We start from the raw sequence: 20412 nt of genomic DNA on the forward strand, positions 1-20412 counted from the left end.
AGTTGAGAGCAGAACAAAAGAAATTTACTTCTTTTTTATGCCGAGACGTGGCAAATTCGTGACAAAGGTCACAAATTTACGAAAATTTCTTGCAAAATGTTTGCGTAATTACAGAAAATGTTATACTTTTGCACCCAATGAGACAAAAATGACAGAAAAATGTTGAATATGAACGCTTACTTTTACGGTTATTACTTTTACTTTGCAGAGACCTGTGAAGCGGTAAGCCGTATGTAAGTAAATTAAAGATGAAAGATTCAAAATGAAATAAGGCTCCGCTTCACAAACCAAGTGAAAGCGGAGTTTCTTTTTAAATAATGAAGAGATGAAGAGAATTGCGATACAAGGATTAATCGGGTCGTTCCACGACATAGCGGCACATCTGTATTTCGAGGATGAGCAGATACAACTCATCTGCTGTTCTACCTTCGAGCAGGTGTTCCAGTCTATCAAGCAGGATCCTACGGCAATCGGTATGCTCGCCATCGAGAATACCATTGCGGGCTCATTGCTGCATAACTACGAGTTATTGCGTGACTCAGGTACTACTATCGTGGGAGAGCATAAGCTGCATATCTCCCATTGTATCTGTTGCCTGCCTGACGACGACTGGGATACCATCACGGAGATCCACTCCCATCCCGTCGCCCTGATGCAGTGTAGGGAGTTCCTTGCCCAGCATCCGGACATGAAACATGTGGAGGCGGAGGATACGGCAGGTAGTGCCAAGATGATTGCCGAGGGACAGCATAAGGGCTGGGCGGCTATCTGTCACGCAGAGGCTGCCAGACTCTATGGCTTGAAAGTTCTCGAAGACCATATCGAGGACAACAAGCATAACTTCACCCGCTTCCTCGTCGTGTCGAATCCCAACAAGGCAGACTTGCTCCGTCCGTTGACGGAGGCAAACAAAGCGAGCATCGTCTTCTCACTGCCTCACGAGGAGGGTAGTCTGTCGCATGTCCTCGCCATCCTCTCGTTCTATAAGATCAACCTGACGAAGATACAGTCGCTGCCGATTATCGGAAGGGAATGGGAATACCTGTTCTATGTCGATGTGATGTATGACGACCTGACACGCTATCGTCAGTCGATAGACGCGATTATCCCATTAACCAAGGACTTTAAGATTTTAGGAGAATACAAAGATGGCAAACAAACGAATTGAACCAGCAGATAGATTAAGTTTAGTCAGTGAGTATTATTTCAGTCGTAAACTGAAAGAGGTCGCCCAGCTCAATGCGGAGGGTAAGGATATTATCAGTCTTGCCATCGGCAGTCCTGACATGCCGCCCTCAGAGAAGACCATCGAGAAACTATGTGAGGTGGCTCACCAACCCAATGCCCATGGCTATCAGCCTACGATGGGTACCCCGGAGTTGCGTGAGGCAATGGCTCGTTTCTACAAGCGTTGGTATGATGTCGACCTGGACGCGAAGACGGAACTGTTGCCGTTGATTGGCTCGAAGGAGGGTATCCTTCATGTCACCCTCGCTTTTGTCAATCCTGGTGATAAGGTGCTGGTACCTAATCCCGGCTATCCTACCTATACCTCTCTGTCGAAGATATTAGGTGCCGACGTCGTTTATTATAACCTGAAGGAGGACAATGGCTGGCAGCCCGACTTCGAGCAGTTGGAGGACATCATACATCATACATCTAACATCAGACTTCTTTGGACTAATTATCCCAATATGCCGACGGGTGGACGGGCTCAGCGTGAGACTTACGAGCGTCTGGTGCGGTTTGCCAAGGATCACGATATCGTCGTGGTGAACGACAACCCGTATTCCTTTATCTTGAGTGAGGAACACCTGTCTATCCTGCAGGTTCCTGGAGCCAAGGACTGCTGTATCGAGTTCAACTCCATGTCAAAGTCGCATAACATGCCTGGATGGCGTGTAGGTCTTTGTGCTACCAACGCCGAGTTCATCTCATGGATCCTGAAGGTACAGTCTAACATCGAGAGTGGTACGTTCCGTGGTATCCAACTGGCAGCCGCTGAGGCTTATGACAATAGTGAGGAGTGGCATCGGGAGGCGAATATCAACACCTATGCCCGTCGTCGCCAGTATGCGGAGCAGATCATGGATGTCTTAGGATGTACTTACGATAAGAACCAGGTGGGTATGTTCCTCTGGGGTAAGATTCCTGCGGATGTCAAGAATGTGGAGGACCTGACGGAGCGTGTATTGCATGAGGCTCGTGTCTTCATCACTCCTGGTTTTATCTTCGGCTCTAATGGTGAGCGGTATATCCGCATCTCGCTCTGTGCGAAAGAGGAGAAAATCAAAGAGGCACTTTGTAGAATTGAGAAATGTAAAAATGCAAAAATGTAAAAATCAATATAATTATGGAATTAGACTTAGAACCACTGAAATTACCAAGTGACAATGAACGCCCCTTCGTCATTGCAGGTCCCTGTAGTGCAGAGAGTGAGGAGCAAGTGATGACCACGGCAAAGCAACTGGCGATGTACGGTTGCCATAACTTCCGTGCGGGAGTATGGAAACCCCGTACGAAGCCCGGAGGTTTCGAGGGACATGGAGAACCAGCCCTCGTATGGTTGCAGCAGGTGAAGAAAGAGACGAGGATGCTGGTGGCTACGGAAGTGGCAACGCCTGAGCATGTGGAACTCTGTCTGAAATATGGCATCGATATCCTCTGGGTTGGTGCCCGTACCTCTGCTAACCCCTTTGCCATGCAGGCACTGGCTGATGCTTTGAAGGGTGTGGATGTCCCTGTCTTCGTGAAGAACCCCGTCAATCCCGACCTGGAGTTATGGATTGGTGCGTTGGAACGTCTGAACCAGGCTGGTGTGAAGCGTATGGCGGCTATCCATCGTGGTTTCTCCAGCTACGACAAGAAGATCTATCGTAACATGCCGATGTGGCAGATCCCTATCGAGCTGCATCGTCGTATCCCCGAACTGCCTATCATCAACGACCCCAGCCATATCGGGGGTAGGAGGGAGCTGATCGCTCCGTTGTGCCAACAGGCAATGGACCTTGGCTTCGACGGTCTGATCGTGGAGAGCCATTGTGATCCTGACAAGGCTTGGAGTGACGCCAAGCAACAGGTGACTCCTGATGTCCTCGACTATATCCTCTCTCTGCTTGTCATTCGTGACGAGAATACTTCTACGGAGGGTATCACCACCCTGCGTAAACAGATTGACGAGCTCGACAACCAGTTGATGGAGCTCTTGTCGAAGCGTATGCGGGTTTGTCGTGAGATCGGACAGTATAAGAAAGAGCATAACATGACGGTACTGCAGACCTCCCGTTATAATGAGATTCTCGACAAGCGTGGCGCACAGGGCTCGCTCCTGGGGATGGGTCCTGAGTTCGTCGCTCATGTCTTTGAGAGTATCCATGAGGAGAGTGTTCGTCAGCAAATAGAGATTATTAATAAGTAAAGGTGGTATGAAAATACTTGTTTTAGGCGCAGGTAAGATGGGTAGTTTCTTCATCGACTTGCTGAGTTTTGATCATGAGGTGGCGGTCTATGAGAGAGACCCTAAACGGATGCGCTTTACCTATAACTGTCAGCGTTTTACGGACCTGGAGGAGATCAGGGGCTTCGCTCCGGAACTCGTCATCAATGCCGTTACCCTGAAATATACCATTCCGGTGTTCAAGGAGGTCATCCCTTATCTTCCCAAAGAGTGTATCATCAGCGATATCGCCTCTGTGAAGACGGATATGAAGGAGTTCTATGAGTCGACGGGGATGCGCTATGTGTCTACCCACCCGATGTTCGGACCTACCTTCGCCAACCTGCATCAGCTCTCTGAGGAGAACGCCATCATCATCAGCGAGGGCGACTATATGGGGCGTATCTTCTTCAAGGACCTCTACCAGAAACTGGGACTCAACATCTATGAGTATACCTTCGAGGAGCATGACAAGACGGTGGCTTACTCGTTGAGTATTCCTTTCGTCTCCACCTTCGTCTTTGCTGCTGTCATGAAGCATCAGGACGCACCAGGTACCACCTTCAAGCGTCACATGAAGATTGCCAAGGGGGTACTGAACGAGGATGACTATCTGTTGCAGGAGATTCTCTTCAACCCTTATACGCATGACCAGGTCAGTCAGATCCGTACGGAGCTGAAGGAACTGCTGGAGATTATCGATAATAAGGACGCGGATGGGATGAAGGCATATCTGACGAAGATTCGCAATAACGTGAAGCGTGACATCGAGATTAAGAAATAGTACGTTAGGCTATCATCTGGTAGCCTTTCTCGTAGTGGCAATATGGGGCAGCACCTTCGTGTTCACGAAGATGCTGCTTCTTGCTGGATTGTCGTCGTACTGAATGGTCATTTCGTGCTGCATCTCTCACCAATAGGTGACATGCTTGCCTTTGGAGCCTGTCTGTGCTGGGCTGTCTATTCTTTGTTGATGAAGGCGCTGACAGGTCGCTACAGCACTTTGTTTATCACCCGCAAGGTGTTCTTCTATGGACTTGTGTCAATCATCCCTTATTATATCCTTGTCCCTTCGGATCGTTGGCTATTCACCTCTTCAGTCTTTCAGTTTTTCAATATCTCTATCCTCTTGAACTTGTTGTTCTTAGGGGTGGTCGCCTCCATGCTCTGTTTCCTTCTTTGGAACTGGACGATTAGTAAGCTGGGGGCAGTCGTTGCCACCAACTGGGTTTACTTCAATCCCATCACCACCATTATCTTCGCATGGTGGCTCCTCAACGAGCAGATCACCCCTTGGTTCCTTTTAGGCACCCTCCTCATCCTTGTCGGCATGTACCTTTGTGACAAGAAAAAATAAAGCTCCACAAGTTGCTTTTTATTCCGATATCTCTTGTCTCAGTAAATTCACTGAATTTGGTGAGTAAATTCAGTGAATTTACTGAGTAAACACACTGAATTTACTTTCATAGTAGATACTTCTTTATATTCGTTGTCACCGTTGTTACCTCGTTGTTACTCACAATTAGCAAAAGAAAGCAATGCTATCCAGATGATAAATCAGTTATGGGGTTGTGTACAGGGCTAAAGTGGATCATGCAGTCCCCATGTTTTTCTCGTTCCTGTCTTTCCTTATTTCATCCACCAGCAACAAAAAAGGGGAAGAAAATTGGTTATGTCAGATTTTCTTTGTAATTTCGCCATCCAGTATGACGGAGGAACAGATTGCTGCTAAGAAGGTACATGCGGGGGAGAAGAAGCCCTCGATGAAACGTCGTGACGACCATCATGACTATATGGAACGCCGTATGTATATGATCACCTTGGAGGTAGAAGGGCGACGCCCCTTGTTTGGGCAGGTGGTGGGCGATGCCTATGCTCCGAAGGGTAGCAATGACGAACCTCGTATATTGCTCTCAGAACTGGGAGAGGCTGTGCAGAGCGAATGGTATGGTATTCATGGCTATTATCCACAAATAGAGGTGATGGCAGTGCAGATGATGCCTGACCATATGCACGGCATTCTCTTTGTGAGAGAGCAGCTGCCCATCCATTTAGGGCAGGTGATCTCGGGGTTCAAGACAGGTTGCCGAAGGGTGGAAAAGGCATTGCATGCTGCGGTGAAACCGCAACATACAGAGAAAGAGACAGCCAGTTGCTTGCAGGTGTCGGCTGTGCCGTCACAAGGGACAGCGTCTTATCAGCCACTCTTTGCGAAGGGTTATAACGACCTTATACTCCGTTCTTACGACGAGTTTCCCACATGGCTGAACTATCTGCGTGACAACCCACGCCGCTTGTTGATGAAGCGCGCACACCCAGAATGGTTGTATCCTTTCTTTAATTTCGACATAGGGGAGCACCGATTCAGTGGAGTTGGGAACAGAGAATTGTTGAAAGCTCGAAAGCTCATGGCAGTCCGTGTGTCTCGTCGGCTGAGTGAGAATGAGATACAGACTGTTGTCTCGCAGTATTTTGAGGAGGCAAGAAAGGGCTCAGTGTTGGTATCGCCAGCCATATCCCCTGGTGAGAAGCGAGTGATGAGAGCAGTCTTTGATGCAGGCTTCCCGACTATCGTGATAGTGGAAAATGGTTTCACGCCCCTGTCGAAGCCTTATGGTGAACAGTTTTACGCATGTGCCAAAGGTGTGCTGCTTATCCTGTCGCCATGGGAGCATCATAATGATAAGCGTAAGCTATCAGCCGCACAATGTGCACAAATGAATCTGATTGCATTGGAAATTTCACGCTTTACTCATGATGGTACGGTTCACCTTGAGGGACATAGGAACAGGTAAGTGTCATTACTACCAGCCATATTTCTAAATGTACCGAATTCGGTACAATAAATATATAGTGTCATCTAAAACGATAGATATAAAAATGTCGAAACTTGTTGATAATGAGTGATTTGCATCGCTATTTTGATAAAAAAGTGATTTAAGTGATTGTATTTTTTGTAAATCTATATATTACTAAATTAATTATCCCCATAATTATTTTTGCTATATATATAATTCGTGTATTATAGAATCACTTAAATCACTTGATGTGGCTGAAACGCCGATAAATAAAGGCTTCAAACGAGGTGATTTAAGCCTCCAAACGAATTAATTAAAGGCTTTAAACTTTCGCCATGATATCTGCATGGACGAAGACAAGAGGGGAAATTCTGCAAAACCCAAGTTACGAAAAAACGAGAGAATGCATTTTTTCTTCTACTATTTTTGTAGATTAACGATTTCTTTGTAAATTTGCAGCAAATAAATGACAAATAAATGACAAGAGCAGAATACGAGGCATTGATGACGAAGTATGCCGAACAGATAGAACGCATCAGAGAGTCGGCTCATGAGTTACATCGTAGTGTGAACCAGACCTATGGAGATGAGTTACCTTATGGTTATCATTTGGATATGGTAGTAAACGGAATCAGGGACTTTGGTCATTTGGTATGTGCAAGGGAGGAAGATCTCCTTCCATTGTTCTTTGGTGGTTATTATCACGACAGTATCGAGGATGCCCGTCTGACCTATAATGACGTGTTGAAGACAGCTCGTGGGATGATGACTGAGGAACAGGCATTGATGGCGACGGAGATAGCCTATGCGCTGACCAATGATAAAGGGCGTACTCGTGCAGAACGGGCAGGAGAGGAATACTACAAGGGAATCCGCAAGACCCCTTATGCGCCTTTCGTCAAGCTCTGTGACCGTCTGGCGAATATCACCTATAGCTGCTCGGGTGTCAATGATAACAACCTTCGTATGAAGGAGGTCTACAAGGGAGAGGTTCCTCATTTCCTTGCCTCTATCAATCCCCATAGTGACGACCCTCGTCTCCTGGTGCCTCAGGAAGTGGTGTATAAACTGGCTGAGTGTCTGATTGACGACTTGGAGCGTGAGGAACAGAACCAGTCGGCATGGTGGCATGAGTATTAGTTGATAGTTGATAGAGATAAGATATGGCATTTGGAGCTTGGATAGGTGGTTTCCTGGGATGGATGACGGCAGGACCGTTAGGTGCGCTGGCTGGTATCGTGTTGGGTAAGTTCTTCGACTCGATGATGGATTCCGTCAATACACCAGAGACGCAAGGAACGTTCGAGAATCCTTTCGGACAACAGGCGGCAAATAATTATCAGCAGACAAGACAGCGCACAGACTATGGTCAGCGTAACAGTTTCCTGTTCTCGATGCTCGTCCTCTCCTCTTATATTATGAAGGCTGACGGCAAGGTGATGCACTCAGAGATGGAGATGGTGCGCCAGATGCTGCGTCAGAACTTCGGTGAACAAGCTGTCGTTCAAGGTAATGACATCCTGAAGAAACTCTTCGACGAGCAGAAAAGGGTAGGGATGCAGAACTTCCGACAGACTGTGGCGGACTGTTGTCAGCAGATATCCCGAAATATGGATTATTCCCAGCGCCTGCAACTGCTGAACTTCCTCGTGATGGTGGCACAGGCTGACGGCAAGGTGCCTCAGAGTGAGATCATGGCATTGAAGGAGTGCGCCCAGTGGATGCGGATGTCTGCTGATGAAGTCGACTCGATGATGGGATTAGGTAAGGACGACCTTGCCTCTGCCTATCAGGTACTTGGTGTGTCACCCAATGCAACAGACGAGGAGGTGAAGAAAGCATATCGCAAACTAGCCCTGGAGCATCATCCTGACAAGGTTGCTGCCTTGGGTGAGGATATCCGCAAAGCCGCTGAGAAGAAATTCCAGGAGATCAATGCGGCAAAGGACCGTATCTGGAAAGCAAGAGGGCTATAAAGTTGACAGTTGATAATTGATAGTTGAAGAGTCCTGCTATTATCGTGCCGGATGGATTACATGAGGTATTGCTGCATGCCTGTTGTGCTCCTTGTTCATCTGCTATTGTAGAGTGGATGCTCGCCAATGGTGTGAGACCAACGATCTTCTATTATAATCCCAATATCTATCCTCACGAGGAATATGAGATCCGTAAGAACGAGAGTAAGCGTCATGCGGAGAGTCTGGGTATTCGGTGGATTGACGGGGATTACGACCATGAGGGGTGGTTGCGGGATATCTGTGGCATGGAGGCTGAGCCAGAACGCGGAAGGCGATGTGAACAGTGTTTCACACTACGATTGACGAGGGCGGCGCAAGAGGCAAGGAAACAGGGACTGCGGTATTTCACTACCACGCTTGCCTCCTCCCGTTGGAAGAGCCTGGAACAGATTAACCGTGCGGGACATCTCGCGGAACAGACAGTAGAGGGTACTACCTTCTGGGATCAGAACTGGCGAAAGGGAGGACTGCAGGAGCGTCGCAACCAACTGTTGAGGGAGTATCAGTTCTATAATCAGCAGTATTGCGGTTGTGAGTTCTCACAAAGGAAAGAAACAACAGATAACAATAACCAATAGACCTTTTAAAAGATGAGAAAAGTTTTAATGACGCTGATGGCGATGACGATGGTCTGCCTACAGGCAAACGCACAGATGAAACCAGATAAAAGGTATAATCCTGCCTATACGTATGAATCATACGAGGATATGGATATGGTAAAAGTCGGCAAGGGTTGGGCAGCGCGTCCCATCAAAGTAAAGGGAGGCGGCAAGGCTCCTGGCGTGGTCACCTTGACGAAAGCTTTCAATGATGTATGGAAGGTGTATGTGGTCAGTGGTATCCTGAAAAAGGCACAGGACCCGAAGTTTACTTATAAGTCTTATCCGGAATATGATTCCGAGGATATCGTAGACCGCAAGAGCGGTTATATGTGTGTGAACTCAGGAGGTACGGACAGTGACTATATGGAGTCGTGTGTATGGCGTTGTGACAATGGTCATCGTCTGTTTGCCATCCTCATGGGTGGTCCTACCGACCCGGAGATAGAGGTCGTATGTTTCTATGACTATGACCCGGAGACAGAGACGATGACTCCCGTAGAGAGTCCTGTCGACACGTTCAAGCCTAAGTATGAGTTCTATAGTTATGACCTGCCTCGTAAGGGCAAGGACTTTATTATTACAGAGTACGACGTTGCAGCAGAAGAGACAGTGAGCCATGTCTATACATGGGATGGACAGAAACATGTCTATGGTTATGACAAAAAAGGGAAGATGAAATAACAAAGTTTCGATTTAGAGTAAAAACGAGGCGCATTATTTGTGAGTCTCGTTTTTTTTGTGTACCTTTGCACCCTAAAATTAATAATGTATTATGTTTGAGAACTTAAGTGATAGACTAGAACGGTCGTTTAAGATACTGAAAGGTGAGGGTAAAATCACCGAGATAAACGTGGCGGAGACCTTGAAGGATGTACGTCGCGCCCTGTTGGACGCCGACGTCAACTACAAGGTGGCAAAGAACTTCACGGATACCGTTAAGCAGAAGGCAATGGGTATGAACGTGCTCACTGCCGTGAAGCCGGGACAGTTGATGGTGAAGATCGTCCATGATGAGCTTGCTGACCTGATGGGCGGCAAGGCTGTGGAACTGAAACTGGAGGGTCGTCCCTCTATCATCCTCATGTCTGGTCTGCAAGGTTCTGGTAAGACAACTTTCAGTGGAAAGCTTGCCAATATGCTGAAGAAAAAGCAGCATAAGAATCCTTTACTGGTGGCTTGTGACGTCTATCGTCCTGCCGCTATCCAGCAATTGCATGTGGTAGGTGAGAGCATCGGTGTTCCCGTCTATTCAGAGCCAGACAACAAAAATGTGGTGGAGATTGCCAACAATGCCATCAAAGAGGCAAAGGCAAAGAGTTATAACGTCGTCATCATCGATACCGCTGGTCGTCTTGCCGTCGATGAGGAGATGATGAACGAGATAGCTACCTTGAAGGAGGCTGTCAATCCTGACGAAACACTTTTCGTCGTTGACTCGATGACGGGTCAGGATGCTGTCAATACCGCTAAGGAGTTTAATGACCGTCTTGATTTTGATGGTGTGGTACTTACTAAACTCGATGGTGATACCCGTGGTGGTGCCGCCCTCTCTATCCGTACTGTGGTCACGAAACCTATCAAGTTCGTGGGAACAGGTGAGAAGATGGAGGCAATTGACGTGTTCCACCCAGAGCGAATGGCAGACCGTATCCTCGGAATGGGTGATATCGTCTCTTTGGTAGAGCGTGCCCAGGAACAGTTTGACGAGGAGGAAGCGAAGCGTCTGGAGAAGAAGATCCGCAAGAACAAGTTTGACTTCGACGACTTCATGGGACAGATACAGCAGATCAAGAAGATGGGTAATATCAAAGATCTCGCAGGGATGATCCCAGGAGTGGGAAAGGCTATCAAGGATATTGATATCGACGATAATGCTTTCAAGGGTATTGAGGCAATCATCAACTCAATGACTCCAAAAGAACGTGCCAATCCTGATATCATTAACCAAAGCCGTCGTCAGCGTATCGCTAAAGGCTCTGGAACGAAGATAGAGGAAGTGAACCGTCTGATGAAACAGTTCGACCAGACACGTAAGGTGATGAAGATGGTAGCAGGAGGAGGAAGCTCAAAGATGGCGCAGATGGCTGCCGCTATGAAGATGCGGGGCGGAATGCCGAAATTATAATTTAAGATATGCAATTAATAGATGGAAAAGCAACGGCAACAGCTATTAAAGCGGAGATTGCCGAAGAGGTAAAAGAGATTGTGGCACGTGGCGGTAAGCAGCCTCATTTGGCTGCTGTACTCGTAGGTCACGATGGTGGCAGCGAGACTTACGTGAAGAATAAAGTGCTTGCCTGTGAGGCTTGCGGCTTCAAGTCGACACTCATCCGCTACGAGGATGATATCACGGAGGAAGAACTATTACAGTGTGTCGATCGCCTGAATAAGAATGGTGATATCGACGGGTTTATCGTACAGTTGCCCCTTCCCAAACATATTGACGAGCAGAAGATCATCGAGGCTATCGACTATCGTAAGGATGTCGACGGCTTCCATCCTATCAATGTGGGTCGTATGGCTATCGGACTTCCTTGTTTTATCTCTGCTACTCCTTTGGGTATCATCACCCTGCTGAAGCGTTATAATATTGAGACCAGTGGTAAGAAATGTGTGATACTCGGACGCTCGAATATCGTGGGAAAGCCTATGGCACAGTTGATGATGCAGAAACAGTATGGTGACGCTACAGTGACCGTTTGCCACTCACGCTCCAAAACACTCAAAGAAGAGTGCCGTGAGGCTGATATTATCATCGCTGCCATCGGTCAGCCCGATTTCGTGACTGCGGATATGGTGAAGGAGGGGGCTGTCATCGTGGATGTGGGCACCACTCGTGTGCCGGATGCAACTCGTAAGAGCGGTTTCCGTCTGAATGGTGATGTGAAATTTGACGAGGTGGCTCCTAAGTGTTCTTATATCACACCTGTTCCTGGTGGAGTAGGACCCATGACGATCTGTTCGTTGATGAAGAATACCCTTGCCGCTGGTAAGAAAGAGTATTATAAATAGTTGAGAGTTGAAAGTCGAGAGTTTGGAACTTACTACCGCCCGGCAATACTACGAACAAGGCAATGACTGGCGGAAACAGGGTAACTGGCAAGAAGCGATTAACTGCTATATCAAGGCGATAGAGCTTGACCCAGAGAGTCCTGCCGTAGAGGCGAAACGGATGCTCGACGATATCATGAGTTTTTATCATAAGGATTACTATAATCCATAAACAAATACTAAAAAAATGGCTAAACTGAAAGGTGCTATTGTGGTGAATACCGACCGCTGTAAAGGATGTGTGCTCTGTGTGAGTGCTTGTCCACAGGGCGTCATCGCATTGGCTAATCGTGTCAACGTGCATGGCTATCCTTATGTGGAGCCGGCACAGATAGACAAGTGTACTGGCTGTACGTCATGTGCAGTGGTTTGTCCGGATGGATGTATCACGGTCTATCGTAAAAAAGTAGAGGAGTAAAAAGATGGCAGAACAGGAAGTAACACTTATGAAAGGCAACGAGGCGATAGCCCACGCTGCCATCCGTTGTGGTGCTGACGGATATTTCGGATATCCTATCACCCCACAGAGTGAAGTGATTGAGACGCTTGCCGAGCTAAAGCCTTGGGAGACTACTGGTATGGTAGTGCTGCAGGCTGAAAGCGAGGTGGCTTCTATTAATATGATTTATGGTGGGGCAGCCGCTGGAAAGCGTGTGCTGACCTCTTCTTCATCACCAGGTGTCGCCTTGATGCAGGAGGGTATCACTTATATGGCAGGCGCAGAACTGCCTGGCGTCTTCGTGAATGTACAGCGTGGTGGTCCTGGACTGGGTACTATCCAGCCCTCCCAGGGTGACTATTTCCAGGCTACCCGTGGCGGTGGTAATGGTGACTATAATGTCATTGTACTGGCTCCTAACTCTGTACAGGAGATGGCTGACTTCGTCGACCTTGCCTTTGAGCTTGCCTTCAAATACCGTAACCCGGCAATGATTCTTTCCGATGGTGTTATCGGACAGATGATGGAGAAAATAGTTTTGCCTCCTTATAAACCTCGTCGCACAGAGGAGCAAATCCGGAAGGAGTGTCCTTGGGCAACGATCGGGCGCACCAAAGATCGTAAACCGAATATCATTACTTCCTTGGAATTGAAGCCAGAGGCAATGGAGGCTCGTAATCTTCATTTGCAGGAGAAATACAAGGAGATCCAGGAGAAGGAAGTACGTTATGAGACACTCTATTGTGATGATGCGGAATACCTGATTGTCGCTTTTGGCTCTGCGGCGCGTCTGACACAGAAAGCTATAGAGATGGCTCGTGAGGAGGGTCTCAAAGTGGGACTGTTACGTCCAATTACATTATGGCCCTTCCCCTCGAAGGCAATTGCTGAGATGGCACAGGGAAAGAAAGGTGTTCTTGTCGTAGAGATCAATGCCGGACAGATGGTACAGGATGTGCGTCTTGCTATTAATGGTGCCCTGCCTGTTGAGCAATTCGGTCGTCTGGGTGGTATCGTACCAGAGCCTGAGGAGATTATAGAAGCTTTAAAGAAGATGATGTAAGATGGAAAACAATATCATAGCACCAGAGAACCTGGTATATCAGAAGCCTGCACTGATGAACGACAACCATATGCACTATTGCCCTGGTTGCTCGCATGGTGTAGTCCATAAACTCGTAGCTGAGGTTATCGAGGAAATGGGAATGGAGGAGAAAACTGTCGGTGTGTCACCTGTGGGATGTGCGGTTTTCGCTTATAACTATCTGGATATCGACTGGCAGGAGGCTGCACATGGACGTGCCCCTGCTGTCGCTACTGCTATCAAACGCTTGTGGCCTGACCGCCTGGTATTCACCTATCAAGGTGATGGAGACCTTGCCTGCATCGGAACATGTGAGACAATTCATGCCTTGAACCGTGGAGAGAATATCGCTATCATCTTTATTAATAATGCGATCTATGGTATGACGGGTGGACAAATGGCTCCTACGACATTGATGGGTATGAAGACTTCTACTTGTCCTTATGGTCGTCAGGCTGACTTGCATGGTTATCCCCTGCATATCACTGAGATTGCCGCCACACTGGAAGGAACTTGTTATGTGACCCGCCAGTCAGTAGAGACCGTTGCTGCCATCCGCAGTGCAAAGAAGGCTATCCGCAAGGCTTTTGAGGCTTCAATGGCAGGCAAGGGCAGCAGTCTGGTAGAGATTGTCTCGACTTGTAACAGTGGTTGGAAAATGTCACCTAAAGCAGCCAATGAGTGGATGGAGGAACATATGTTCAACTACTATCCGAAAGGTGACTTGAAAGACACAACCAGTGAGAAATAAGTTGTTTGATGTAAGTTGTAAGAAGTTATGAAGAAAGAAATAATTATCAGTGGTTTCGGTGGCCAGGGCGTCCTTTCGATGGGTAAGATTCTTGCCTATTCCGGGTTGATGGACGACAAGGAGGTGACTTGGATGCCTGCTTATGGTCCGGAACAGCGGGGCGGTACTGCTAATGTTACTGTGATAGTGAGTGACGAGAAAATCAGTTCTCCCATCCTTAGTAAATTTGATATCGCTATCGTGCTTAACCAACCTTCTTTGGAGAAGTTCGAACCTAAGCTCAAACCTGGTGGCATCCTTATCTATGACGGCTATGGTATTATTAATCCACCGACACGTAAGGATATCACTGTCTATCGTATTGATGCTATGGACAAAGCTGCTGAGATGAAAAATGCCAAGGTGTTCAATATGATTGTCCTTGGAGGTCTCCTCAAAGTGGCTCCTGTCGTCAGTACGAAAGGAGTGGAGAAGGCTCTCTTCAAAACGCTCCCAGAACGCCACCATGCTATGATTCCTCTCAATATGCAGGCTATCGAAGAGGGTGGAAAGATCATAGAGAAGATATAAATAATATTTATAATAAGGTATAAGAGGTATGGGAACTCCCATGCCTCTTTTTATGCCTAAACGACCAGTTTGTTCGTTTTCCGTAATTTTATCGCCTTTTTTTCGGTTTATTCGTTTATTATTTGTATCTTTGCAGCCGAAAACCATTAAGGAAATGAATATGAAGAAATTTTTTACTCTTGTAGTAATCTTATGTATGTCTGTTGGCGTTCGTGCCGGCGGACTGATGACCAACACAAATTATCACATCGCCTTTGACCGTATGATGGCACGTGGTACTTCTTTTGATATTGACGCTGTCTTCAGTAATCCTGCAGGACTTGCATGGGGACATGAGGGGTGGCAGCTCTCTCTGAATTTCCAGAAACCTTGGCAAGACCGTGATATAGAGACGACGATACCGGGATTCCTTGGTAATGACTTCCATCATAAATATCATGGCAAGGCTTCAGCTCCTATTGTGCCTGCCCTGTTTGCTTCCTATAAAAAAGACCGTATTGCTGTATCGGCAATGATTGGTATCGTGGGCAGCGGCGGTTTTGTAGAGTATAAAGAGGGTGTTCCCATGTTCAACATACTCCTGACCAGTATGCTTGCAAGCAACGGCATCATGCCAAATCAGTATAAACTCGACTCTGAGATGAAAGGTAAACAGTATATTTATGGCGGACAACTAAACTTCACCTACCGCTTTACGGACTACCTCTCTGCAGCTGTCGGATTCCGTGCTAACTATTACGATGGATATTATCGTGGACACGTCATTGCTACAGATCATCCTCAATTTGGAGAACTGGCAAAACTCTTACTTGATGTTGACCAGAAAGGGTGGGGATTTACACCAATCATAAGTCTCAACTACCACCAAGGACCTCTGACTTTGGCAGCACGCTATGAATTCAGAACCAAAATCAATCCAAAGAACGAGACTAATGTCCTGGATGCCGGACTCGGCACCAATCTCATCGCTGCTATGATGGCAGTTGATCCTGTTGGGGCACAAGCAAAACTGTCAGCTCTTAACACACAGCTTGGTGGATATACTGCACCCTATGAGGATGGAGCCAGAACCCGTTACGACATGCCTGCTTTATTGTCGGTGGCTGCGGGCTATGAGTTTACCCCGAAATTACGTGCTACTCTGGAGTATCATTTCTTTGATGACAAAAACGCAAAAATGGCTAATGATCGTCAAAAAGAACTGAAGCATGGTACACATGAGTTCCTGGCTGGTGTGGAGTATGATATCAATGAGAAATTCACTGTCAGTTGCGGAGCGCAGCGTACAGACTATGGTCTGAGCGACGGTTACGAACAAAATACCTCATTTGCATGTGATAGTTGGTCTATCGGACTGGGTGGTGCTTGGAATATCACCAAGAAGATCCGTATGAATGCCGGTTATTTCATCAGTATTTACAGTGACTATACCAAGAGCCAGAATAATTACCTCGGAACACCCTATGCAGGCAAGGATGTATATTCCCGTACAAACAATGTAATAGGTGTCGGTATTGACTATAAATTCTGATTTTTTGTTACAGAAAGGAAGTGAAAACGTAAAAAAGTCAATATAAATCAAGAAAATGAAGTAAAAATCGTACTTTTTACACGTTTTTTTTGGAACTTATAGTTTTTTTTATTTACTTTGCACCCAAATTTAAAGAGAATAGGTAGATTTATTTATAAATTAACTAAGTTAGTAAGAAAATGAAAAAGCTTTTTTTAATGCTTGCTGTCTCTATGATGACAGCTTCTGTGTATGCACAGAGAACTGCAGTTACAGCTAACAAGGCTGGTGACAACTGGTACATCGGTATCAATGCCGGTGTAGCTACTCCCATGAATAAGTTCAGAACTAATTTGGGAGGTGGTGAAGATTATGGTTTCATGAAGGGTGTATCTCCCGAGTTCGGTGTACGCATTGGTAAGAACCTGACCACCGTATTCGGTCTGGCTTTGGACATCAACAACTACTTCGGAAACAAGTCTGATTCTAAGTCCATGTTCGGTAGCAAGACTTTCATCAACGCTACAGACTTTGACATTTTGAGCACATGGAACCTGAACAATTTGTTCGCTGGTTACAAAGGTGAGCCACGTGCATTTGAGGTTATCGCTCTCGTAGGTGGTGGTTATAGCCGCGCATGGGCAGAGAAGCAGGGTGGTATTAACGCAAAAGCTGCTATCGACTTCGCTCTGAACTTCGGTTCTGCTAAGCAGTGGCAGGTTTATTTGGAGCCAGGTGTTGTATTCGGTCAGCCTGTTCCTATGTATGCAAACCCATTCCGCAAGGTTGAGTTCCTCTTCAATGGTAAGAAGACCAACGGTGCTTTCTCTCTGAAGGCTGGTATCAACTACAAATTCGGTACAAGCAACGGTACTCACAACTTCAAGGTTGAGGAGCTCCGCGACCAGGCTGAGATCGACGCTCTGAACGCTAAGATCAATGAGCTTCGTTCTGACGTTGACGCTAAGAACGGTCAGATCAACGCTGCTAACCAGACCATCAACGACCTGAAGAAGAAGCTCGCTGAGTGCGAGGCTCGTCCTACTCAGATCGTAGAGGAGAAGAAGGAGACCACTCTCCAGCCTATCGTTATCTTCCGTCAGGGTAAGAGCACTATTGACGCTGCTCAGTATGCAAGTGTTGAGATGGTTGCTAAGTACATGAAGAATCATCCTGAGGCAAAGGTTGTCGTTAAGGGTTATGCTTCTCCAGAGGGTCCTGCAGAGCTGAACCAGAAGCTTTCTGAGGCTCGTGCAACTGCAGTTGCTAATGCTCTGATTAAGCGTTACAAGATCTCTAAGGATCGTATCACCACTCAGGGTCTGGGTGCTACCAGCGAAATCTCTGAGGAGAACGACTTCAACCGTGTTGCAATGTTCGTTGATACAACAAAATAATCAAAACTTAAAATAAAAAAGTCCCCGTAGACGAAAAGTCTGCGGGGATTTTTTTTCGTTTTTTTATCAATTATTTTTCAATTTGTTTCATCCCTTCATTTTTTCGTTTTATTTGCTTGTGTAGTATGCATAATGGTAGTATCTTTGCAAAAACAAGAAACGACAAAATTGACTTATGAAACATATATTATATATCCTACGAAGAAATGTTTGTCGTGTGATGACTCTCCTATTTCTTCATGTGTGTACCATTTCAATGGCAGCTCCTCGTTTTGTGGATTTTTCTGCAGGTGACATGTTATTATCCAAGGGTAAGATAACCATTGGCTATGATGCTAAAGATGCAAAAGCTGTGGCTATTGCGTCCAAGACTTTAACAGAAGATTTCGGAAGAGTAACAGGACAAGATGCTGTCTTGGTTAATTCCTCAAAGGCTCAAATTATAGTAGGCACATTAGGAAAGTCTGTTTTCATTGATCAACTTGTTAAGCAGAAGAAACTGGATGCTTCTTTATTACAAGGTAAGAAAGAGAAATATATTATTACATTAATAGATAATCAACTAGTCATAGCAGGTAGTGATCGCCGCGGTACTGTCTATGGTATATATGAGCTTTCTCAACAGATGGGTGTCTCGCCTTGGTATTATTGGGCAGATGTACCCGTAGAACACCATGATCAGATATATATTCATCAGGGAATATATACGGATGGTGAACCAGTGGTAGAGTTTCGTGGTATCTTTCTCAATGATGAGGCTCCGTGTTTAACCACCTGGGTGAAAAATACATTCGGCACGAATTATGGTGATCATCGTTTTTATGAGAAAGTATTTGAGCTGATTCTTCGTCTGCGTGGTAACATGATGTGGCCTGCGATGTGGATGTGGGCTTTTTATGCGGACGACCCGCTTAACTCTAAGACGGCTGATGATATGGGAATTATCATGGGCACATCCCATCATGAGCCCATGGCGCGTAACCATCAGGAGTATGCACGCCATCGTACAGAATGGGGTCCATGGGATTACCAAAAAAATAAACAGAACCTCGATAAGTTCTTCCGTGAAGGTATTGAACGGATGAAGGATACGGAGGATATGGTGACTATTGGAATGCGTGGTGATGGAGACGAGGCAATGAGTGAGGATGCGGATATCAAACTATTGCAGCGTGTTGTTGAAAACCAACGTCGTATGATTAGTCAGGTGACAGGAAAGAAAGCCAAAGAGACGACTCAGGTATGGGCTTTATATAAAGAGGTGTTAGACTATTACGATAAGGGCATGCGGGTTCCTGATGATGTTATCATGCTTTTGTGTGATGACAACTGGGGAAATGTGCGTCGTGTGCCAAATATGAAAGAACGTCAGCATCCAGGAGGGTGGGGACTTTACTATCATGTTGACTATGTGGGAGCTCCCCGTAATACAAAATGGTTGAATGTAACACCAGCCCAAAACATGTGCGAACAACTGTATCTTGCCTATGTCAATGGTATTGAGCGGATGTGGATATTGAATGTCGGTGATTTGAAACCGATGGAGTATCCTATCTCCTTATTCATGGATATGGCATGGAACCCTCTTCAATATGAACCAAAACTAGTTATCAACCATATTCATGCGTTCTGCCGTCAGCAGTTTGGTGAGAGCCAGGCTGCTGAGGCAGCGCGCCTCCTTAATCTTTGTTGTAAAATGAATGGTCGAATTACGGCGGAGATGCTGAACTTTAGGACTTATAATATACACACAGGAGAATGGCGACAGGTCGCTGATGAATATATGTGTCTGGAAGCAGAAGCATTACGTCAGTACATTTCTCTCGACGAACGTTATCGTGATGCCTATAAGCAGTTGATACTCTTTCCTATTCAAGCGATGTCGAACCTATATCAAATGTACTATGCTCAGGCGATGAACCATCAACTGTATGTGGAAGGTAATCCTGATTGTAATCTCTGGGCAGATAAAGTGGAACAGGCTTTCCGTCGTGACTCATTGTTATGTGCAGACTATAACCATAATATAGCTCATGGAAAATGGAATGGAATGATGATACAAAAGCATATTGGTTATACTTCTTGGAATGATGATTTCCCTGCAGACCGTATACCAGAGGTGAAACGAATGGAAAAAATTGTTCCTGGAGGCTATGTCTTTACTATGGTGAATGGGGTGGTATCAATGGAAGCGGAACATTTCTTTGAGGCTCAGCATAATGACAAGACAGTATGGACCATCATTCCTGAAATGGGACGTACACGCAGTGGAATAACATTAATGCCTTATACGGAAGGTACAAAAGGAGGTAGTCTGTCATATCGCTTTAAGACCGACGGACAGGTTCCTGATAAGGTCAAAGTACATGTGGTGGTAAAGTCTACTCTCGATTATCTGAACAAAGGTGGACTGACCTATCAGGTAACCCTTGACGGCTGTGCTCCTGTCACTGTCAATTTTAATAAGAATCTTAATGAGGATAAGGAAAATATCTACACTATTTATTACCCAACAGTGGCAGGAAGGGTCGTGGAGAGCGTGTTGGAATTGCCTTTGGAAAAAGGCGATACCCACACGCTCACCCTCCAGCCCGATGATCCTGCTATCGTTTTTGAAAAGTTTGTGATAGACGCAGGTGGTTATCAACCCTCTTATCTCTTCATGAATGAGTCACCTTGTCGGATTGACTCAGGTCAAAAATAAGGCATCGGGATATATTTTCCTGACAAGATGGAAAAATATTAAGTTTGATTGA

The 20412-nt window shown here is 46.2% G+C and carries 20 protein-coding genes; all 20 read left to right on the top strand.

The genetic code is table 11. The features are described from left to right. Window positions 1-325: 325 nt before the first annotated feature. Window positions 326-1168, top strand: coding sequence for a prephenate dehydratase (locus BM257_RS11125; RefSeq protein WP_092072454.1), 843 nt, complete (start codon window positions 326-328; stop codon window positions 1166-1168). Continuing rightward, window positions 1149-2339, top strand: coding sequence for a pyridoxal phosphate-dependent aminotransferase (locus tag BM257_RS11130; RefSeq protein WP_092072457.1), 1191 nt, complete (start codon window positions 1149-1151; stop codon window positions 2337-2339). Before BM257_RS11125 ends, BM257_RS11130 begins: the two co-directional genes overlap by 20 nt. Window positions 2340-2353: 14 nt before the next feature. Further along, window positions 2354-3418 carry a bifunctional 3-deoxy-7-phosphoheptulonate synthase/chorismate mutase type II gene (locus BM257_RS11135; RefSeq protein WP_092072460.1) on the top strand — a complete coding sequence of 355 codons (1065 nt, stop codon included), beginning with the start codon at window positions 2354-2356 and terminating at the stop codon, window positions 3416-3418. Between the two features lie 7 nt (window positions 3419-3425). Beyond that, window positions 3426-4220: a prephenate dehydrogenase gene (locus BM257_RS11140; protein WP_092072463.1), complete on the top strand. Its 795-nt coding sequence runs from the start codon at window positions 3426-3428 to the stop codon at window positions 4218-4220. A 42-nt stretch (window positions 4221-4262) separates the two neighbouring features. Then, entirely contained in the window at window positions 4263-4793 is a 531-nt protein-coding gene (locus BM257_RS11145; protein WP_092072465.1) for a DMT family transporter, read from the top strand. A 349-nt stretch (window positions 4794-5142) separates the two neighbouring features. Continuing rightward, window positions 5143-6231 (top strand): hypothetical protein, encoded by a 1089-nt coding sequence (locus tag BM257_RS11150; RefSeq protein ID WP_092072467.1) that lies wholly within the window; start codon window positions 5143-5145, stop codon window positions 6229-6231. Window positions 6232-6711: 480 nt separating this feature from the next. After that, window positions 6712-7374: a hypothetical protein gene (locus BM257_RS11155; RefSeq protein WP_092072470.1), complete on the top strand. Its 663-nt coding sequence runs from the start codon at window positions 6712-6714 to the stop codon at window positions 7372-7374. Window positions 7375-7397: 23 nt separating this feature from the next. Then, window positions 7398-8210 (top strand): DnaJ domain-containing protein, encoded by an 813-nt coding sequence (locus BM257_RS11160; RefSeq protein ID WP_092072473.1) that lies wholly within the window; start codon window positions 7398-7400, stop codon window positions 8208-8210. A gap of 23 nt (window positions 8211-8233) precedes the next feature. Beyond that, complete coding sequence (locus tag BM257_RS11165) at window positions 8234-8830, top strand: epoxyqueuosine reductase QueH (protein ID WP_092072476.1); 597 nt, start codon at window positions 8234-8236, stop codon at window positions 8828-8830. Between the two features lie 12 nt (window positions 8831-8842). Then, entirely contained in the window at window positions 8843-9535 is a 693-nt protein-coding gene (locus BM257_RS11170) for a hypothetical protein (RefSeq protein WP_143096838.1), read from the top strand. A 91-nt stretch (window positions 9536-9626) separates the two neighbouring features. Further along, a complete protein-coding gene (gene ffh, locus BM257_RS11175; RefSeq protein ID WP_092072483.1) occupies window positions 9627-10979 on the top strand; it encodes a signal recognition particle protein in 1353 nt (450 codons plus the stop codon). An 8-nt stretch (window positions 10980-10987) separates the two neighbouring features. Continuing rightward, a complete protein-coding gene (gene folD, locus BM257_RS11180; RefSeq protein WP_092072486.1) occupies window positions 10988-11866 on the top strand; it encodes a bifunctional methylenetetrahydrofolate dehydrogenase/methenyltetrahydrofolate cyclohydrolase FolD in 879 nt (292 codons plus the stop codon). A 7-nt stretch (window positions 11867-11873) separates the two neighbouring features. After that, window positions 11874-12077: a tetratricopeptide repeat protein gene (locus BM257_RS11185; RefSeq protein WP_255405819.1), complete on the top strand. Its 204-nt coding sequence runs from the start codon at window positions 11874-11876 to the stop codon at window positions 12075-12077. Window positions 12078-12092: 15 nt separating this feature from the next. After that, window positions 12093-12323, top strand: coding sequence for a 4Fe-4S dicluster domain-containing protein (locus BM257_RS11190; protein WP_092072489.1), 231 nt, complete (start codon window positions 12093-12095; stop codon window positions 12321-12323). A 4-nt stretch (window positions 12324-12327) separates the two neighbouring features. Beyond that, entirely contained in the window at window positions 12328-13407 is a 1080-nt protein-coding gene (locus BM257_RS11195; protein ID WP_092072492.1) for a 3-methyl-2-oxobutanoate dehydrogenase subunit VorB, read from the top strand. A gap of 1 nt (window position 13408) precedes the next feature. Next, a complete protein-coding gene (locus BM257_RS11200) occupies window positions 13409-14179 on the top strand; it encodes a thiamine pyrophosphate-dependent enzyme (protein ID WP_092072495.1) in 771 nt (256 codons plus the stop codon). 27 nt (window positions 14180-14206) lie between these two features. Further along, window positions 14207-14749 carry a 2-oxoacid:acceptor oxidoreductase family protein gene (locus BM257_RS11205; protein WP_092072498.1) on the top strand — a complete coding sequence of 181 codons (543 nt, stop codon included), beginning with the start codon at window positions 14207-14209 and terminating at the stop codon, window positions 14747-14749. Window positions 14750-14909: 160 nt separating this feature from the next. Beyond that, complete coding sequence (locus BM257_RS11210; RefSeq protein WP_177216098.1) at window positions 14910-16280, top strand: OmpP1/FadL family transporter; 1371 nt, start codon at window positions 14910-14912, stop codon at window positions 16278-16280. Window positions 16281-16459: 179 nt separating this feature from the next. Beyond that, entirely contained in the window at window positions 16460-17656 is a 1197-nt protein-coding gene (locus tag BM257_RS11215) for an OmpA family protein (protein ID WP_092072501.1), read from the top strand. A 175-nt stretch (window positions 17657-17831) separates the two neighbouring features. Continuing rightward, the gene (locus tag BM257_RS11220; RefSeq protein WP_092072504.1) at window positions 17832-20360 is read left to right on the top strand and encodes a glycosyl hydrolase 115 family protein; all 2529 of its coding nucleotides are present in this window, start codon (window positions 17832-17834) and stop codon (window positions 20358-20360) included. The last annotated feature ends 52 nt before the right edge of the window (window positions 20361-20412 follow it).

This window comes from Prevotella sp. tf2-5 (genome assembly GCF_900115435.1).
Classification (GTDB): domain Bacteria; phylum Bacteroidota; class Bacteroidia; order Bacteroidales; family Bacteroidaceae; genus Prevotella.

Bases quoted from the DNA above. Each gene is read 5' to 3' on its own strand.
- BM257_RS11125 (WP_092072454.1), top strand. From the start codon at position 326: ATGAAGAGAATTGCGATACAAGGATTAATCGGGTCGTTCCACGACATA.
- BM257_RS11130 (WP_092072457.1), top strand. From the start codon at position 1,149: ATGGCAAACAAACGAATTGAACCAGCAGATAGATTAAGTTTAGTCAGT.
- BM257_RS11135 (WP_092072460.1), top strand. From the start codon at position 2,354: ATGGAATTAGACTTAGAACCACTGAAATTACCAAGTGACAATGAACGC.
- BM257_RS11140 (WP_092072463.1), top strand. From the start codon at position 3,426: ATGAAAATACTTGTTTTAGGCGCAGGTAAGATGGGTAGTTTCTTCATC.
- BM257_RS11145 (WP_092072465.1), top strand. From the start codon at position 4,263: ATGGGGCAGCACCTTCGTGTTCACGAAGATGCTGCTTCTTGCTGGATT.
- BM257_RS11150 (WP_092072467.1), top strand. From the start codon at position 5,143: ATGACGGAGGAACAGATTGCTGCTAAGAAGGTACATGCGGGGGAGAAG.
- BM257_RS11155 (WP_092072470.1), top strand. From the start codon at position 6,712: ATGACAAGAGCAGAATACGAGGCATTGATGACGAAGTATGCCGAACAG.
- BM257_RS11160 (WP_092072473.1), top strand. From the start codon at position 7,398: ATGGCATTTGGAGCTTGGATAGGTGGTTTCCTGGGATGGATGACGGCA.
- BM257_RS11170 (WP_143096838.1), top strand. From the start codon at position 8,843: ATGAGAAAAGTTTTAATGACGCTGATGGCGATGACGATGGTCTGCCTA.
- ffh (WP_092072483.1), top strand. From the start codon at position 9,627: ATGTTTGAGAACTTAAGTGATAGACTAGAACGGTCGTTTAAGATACTG.
- folD (WP_092072486.1), top strand. From the start codon at position 10,988: ATGCAATTAATAGATGGAAAAGCAACGGCAACAGCTATTAAAGCGGAG.
- BM257_RS11190 (WP_092072489.1), top strand. From the start codon at position 12,093: ATGGCTAAACTGAAAGGTGCTATTGTGGTGAATACCGACCGCTGTAAA.
- BM257_RS11195 (WP_092072492.1), top strand. From the start codon at position 12,328: ATGGCAGAACAGGAAGTAACACTTATGAAAGGCAACGAGGCGATAGCC.
- BM257_RS11200 (WP_092072495.1), top strand. From the start codon at position 13,409: ATGGAAAACAATATCATAGCACCAGAGAACCTGGTATATCAGAAGCCT.
- BM257_RS11205 (WP_092072498.1), top strand. From the start codon at position 14,207: ATGAAGAAAGAAATAATTATCAGTGGTTTCGGTGGCCAGGGCGTCCTT.
- BM257_RS11210 (WP_177216098.1), top strand. From the start codon at position 14,910: ATGAAGAAATTTTTTACTCTTGTAGTAATCTTATGTATGTCTGTTGGC.
- BM257_RS11215 (WP_092072501.1), top strand. From the start codon at position 16,460: ATGAAAAAGCTTTTTTTAATGCTTGCTGTCTCTATGATGACAGCTTCT.
- BM257_RS11220 (WP_092072504.1), top strand. From the start codon at position 17,832: ATGAAACATATATTATATATCCTACGAAGAAATGTTTGTCGTGTGATG.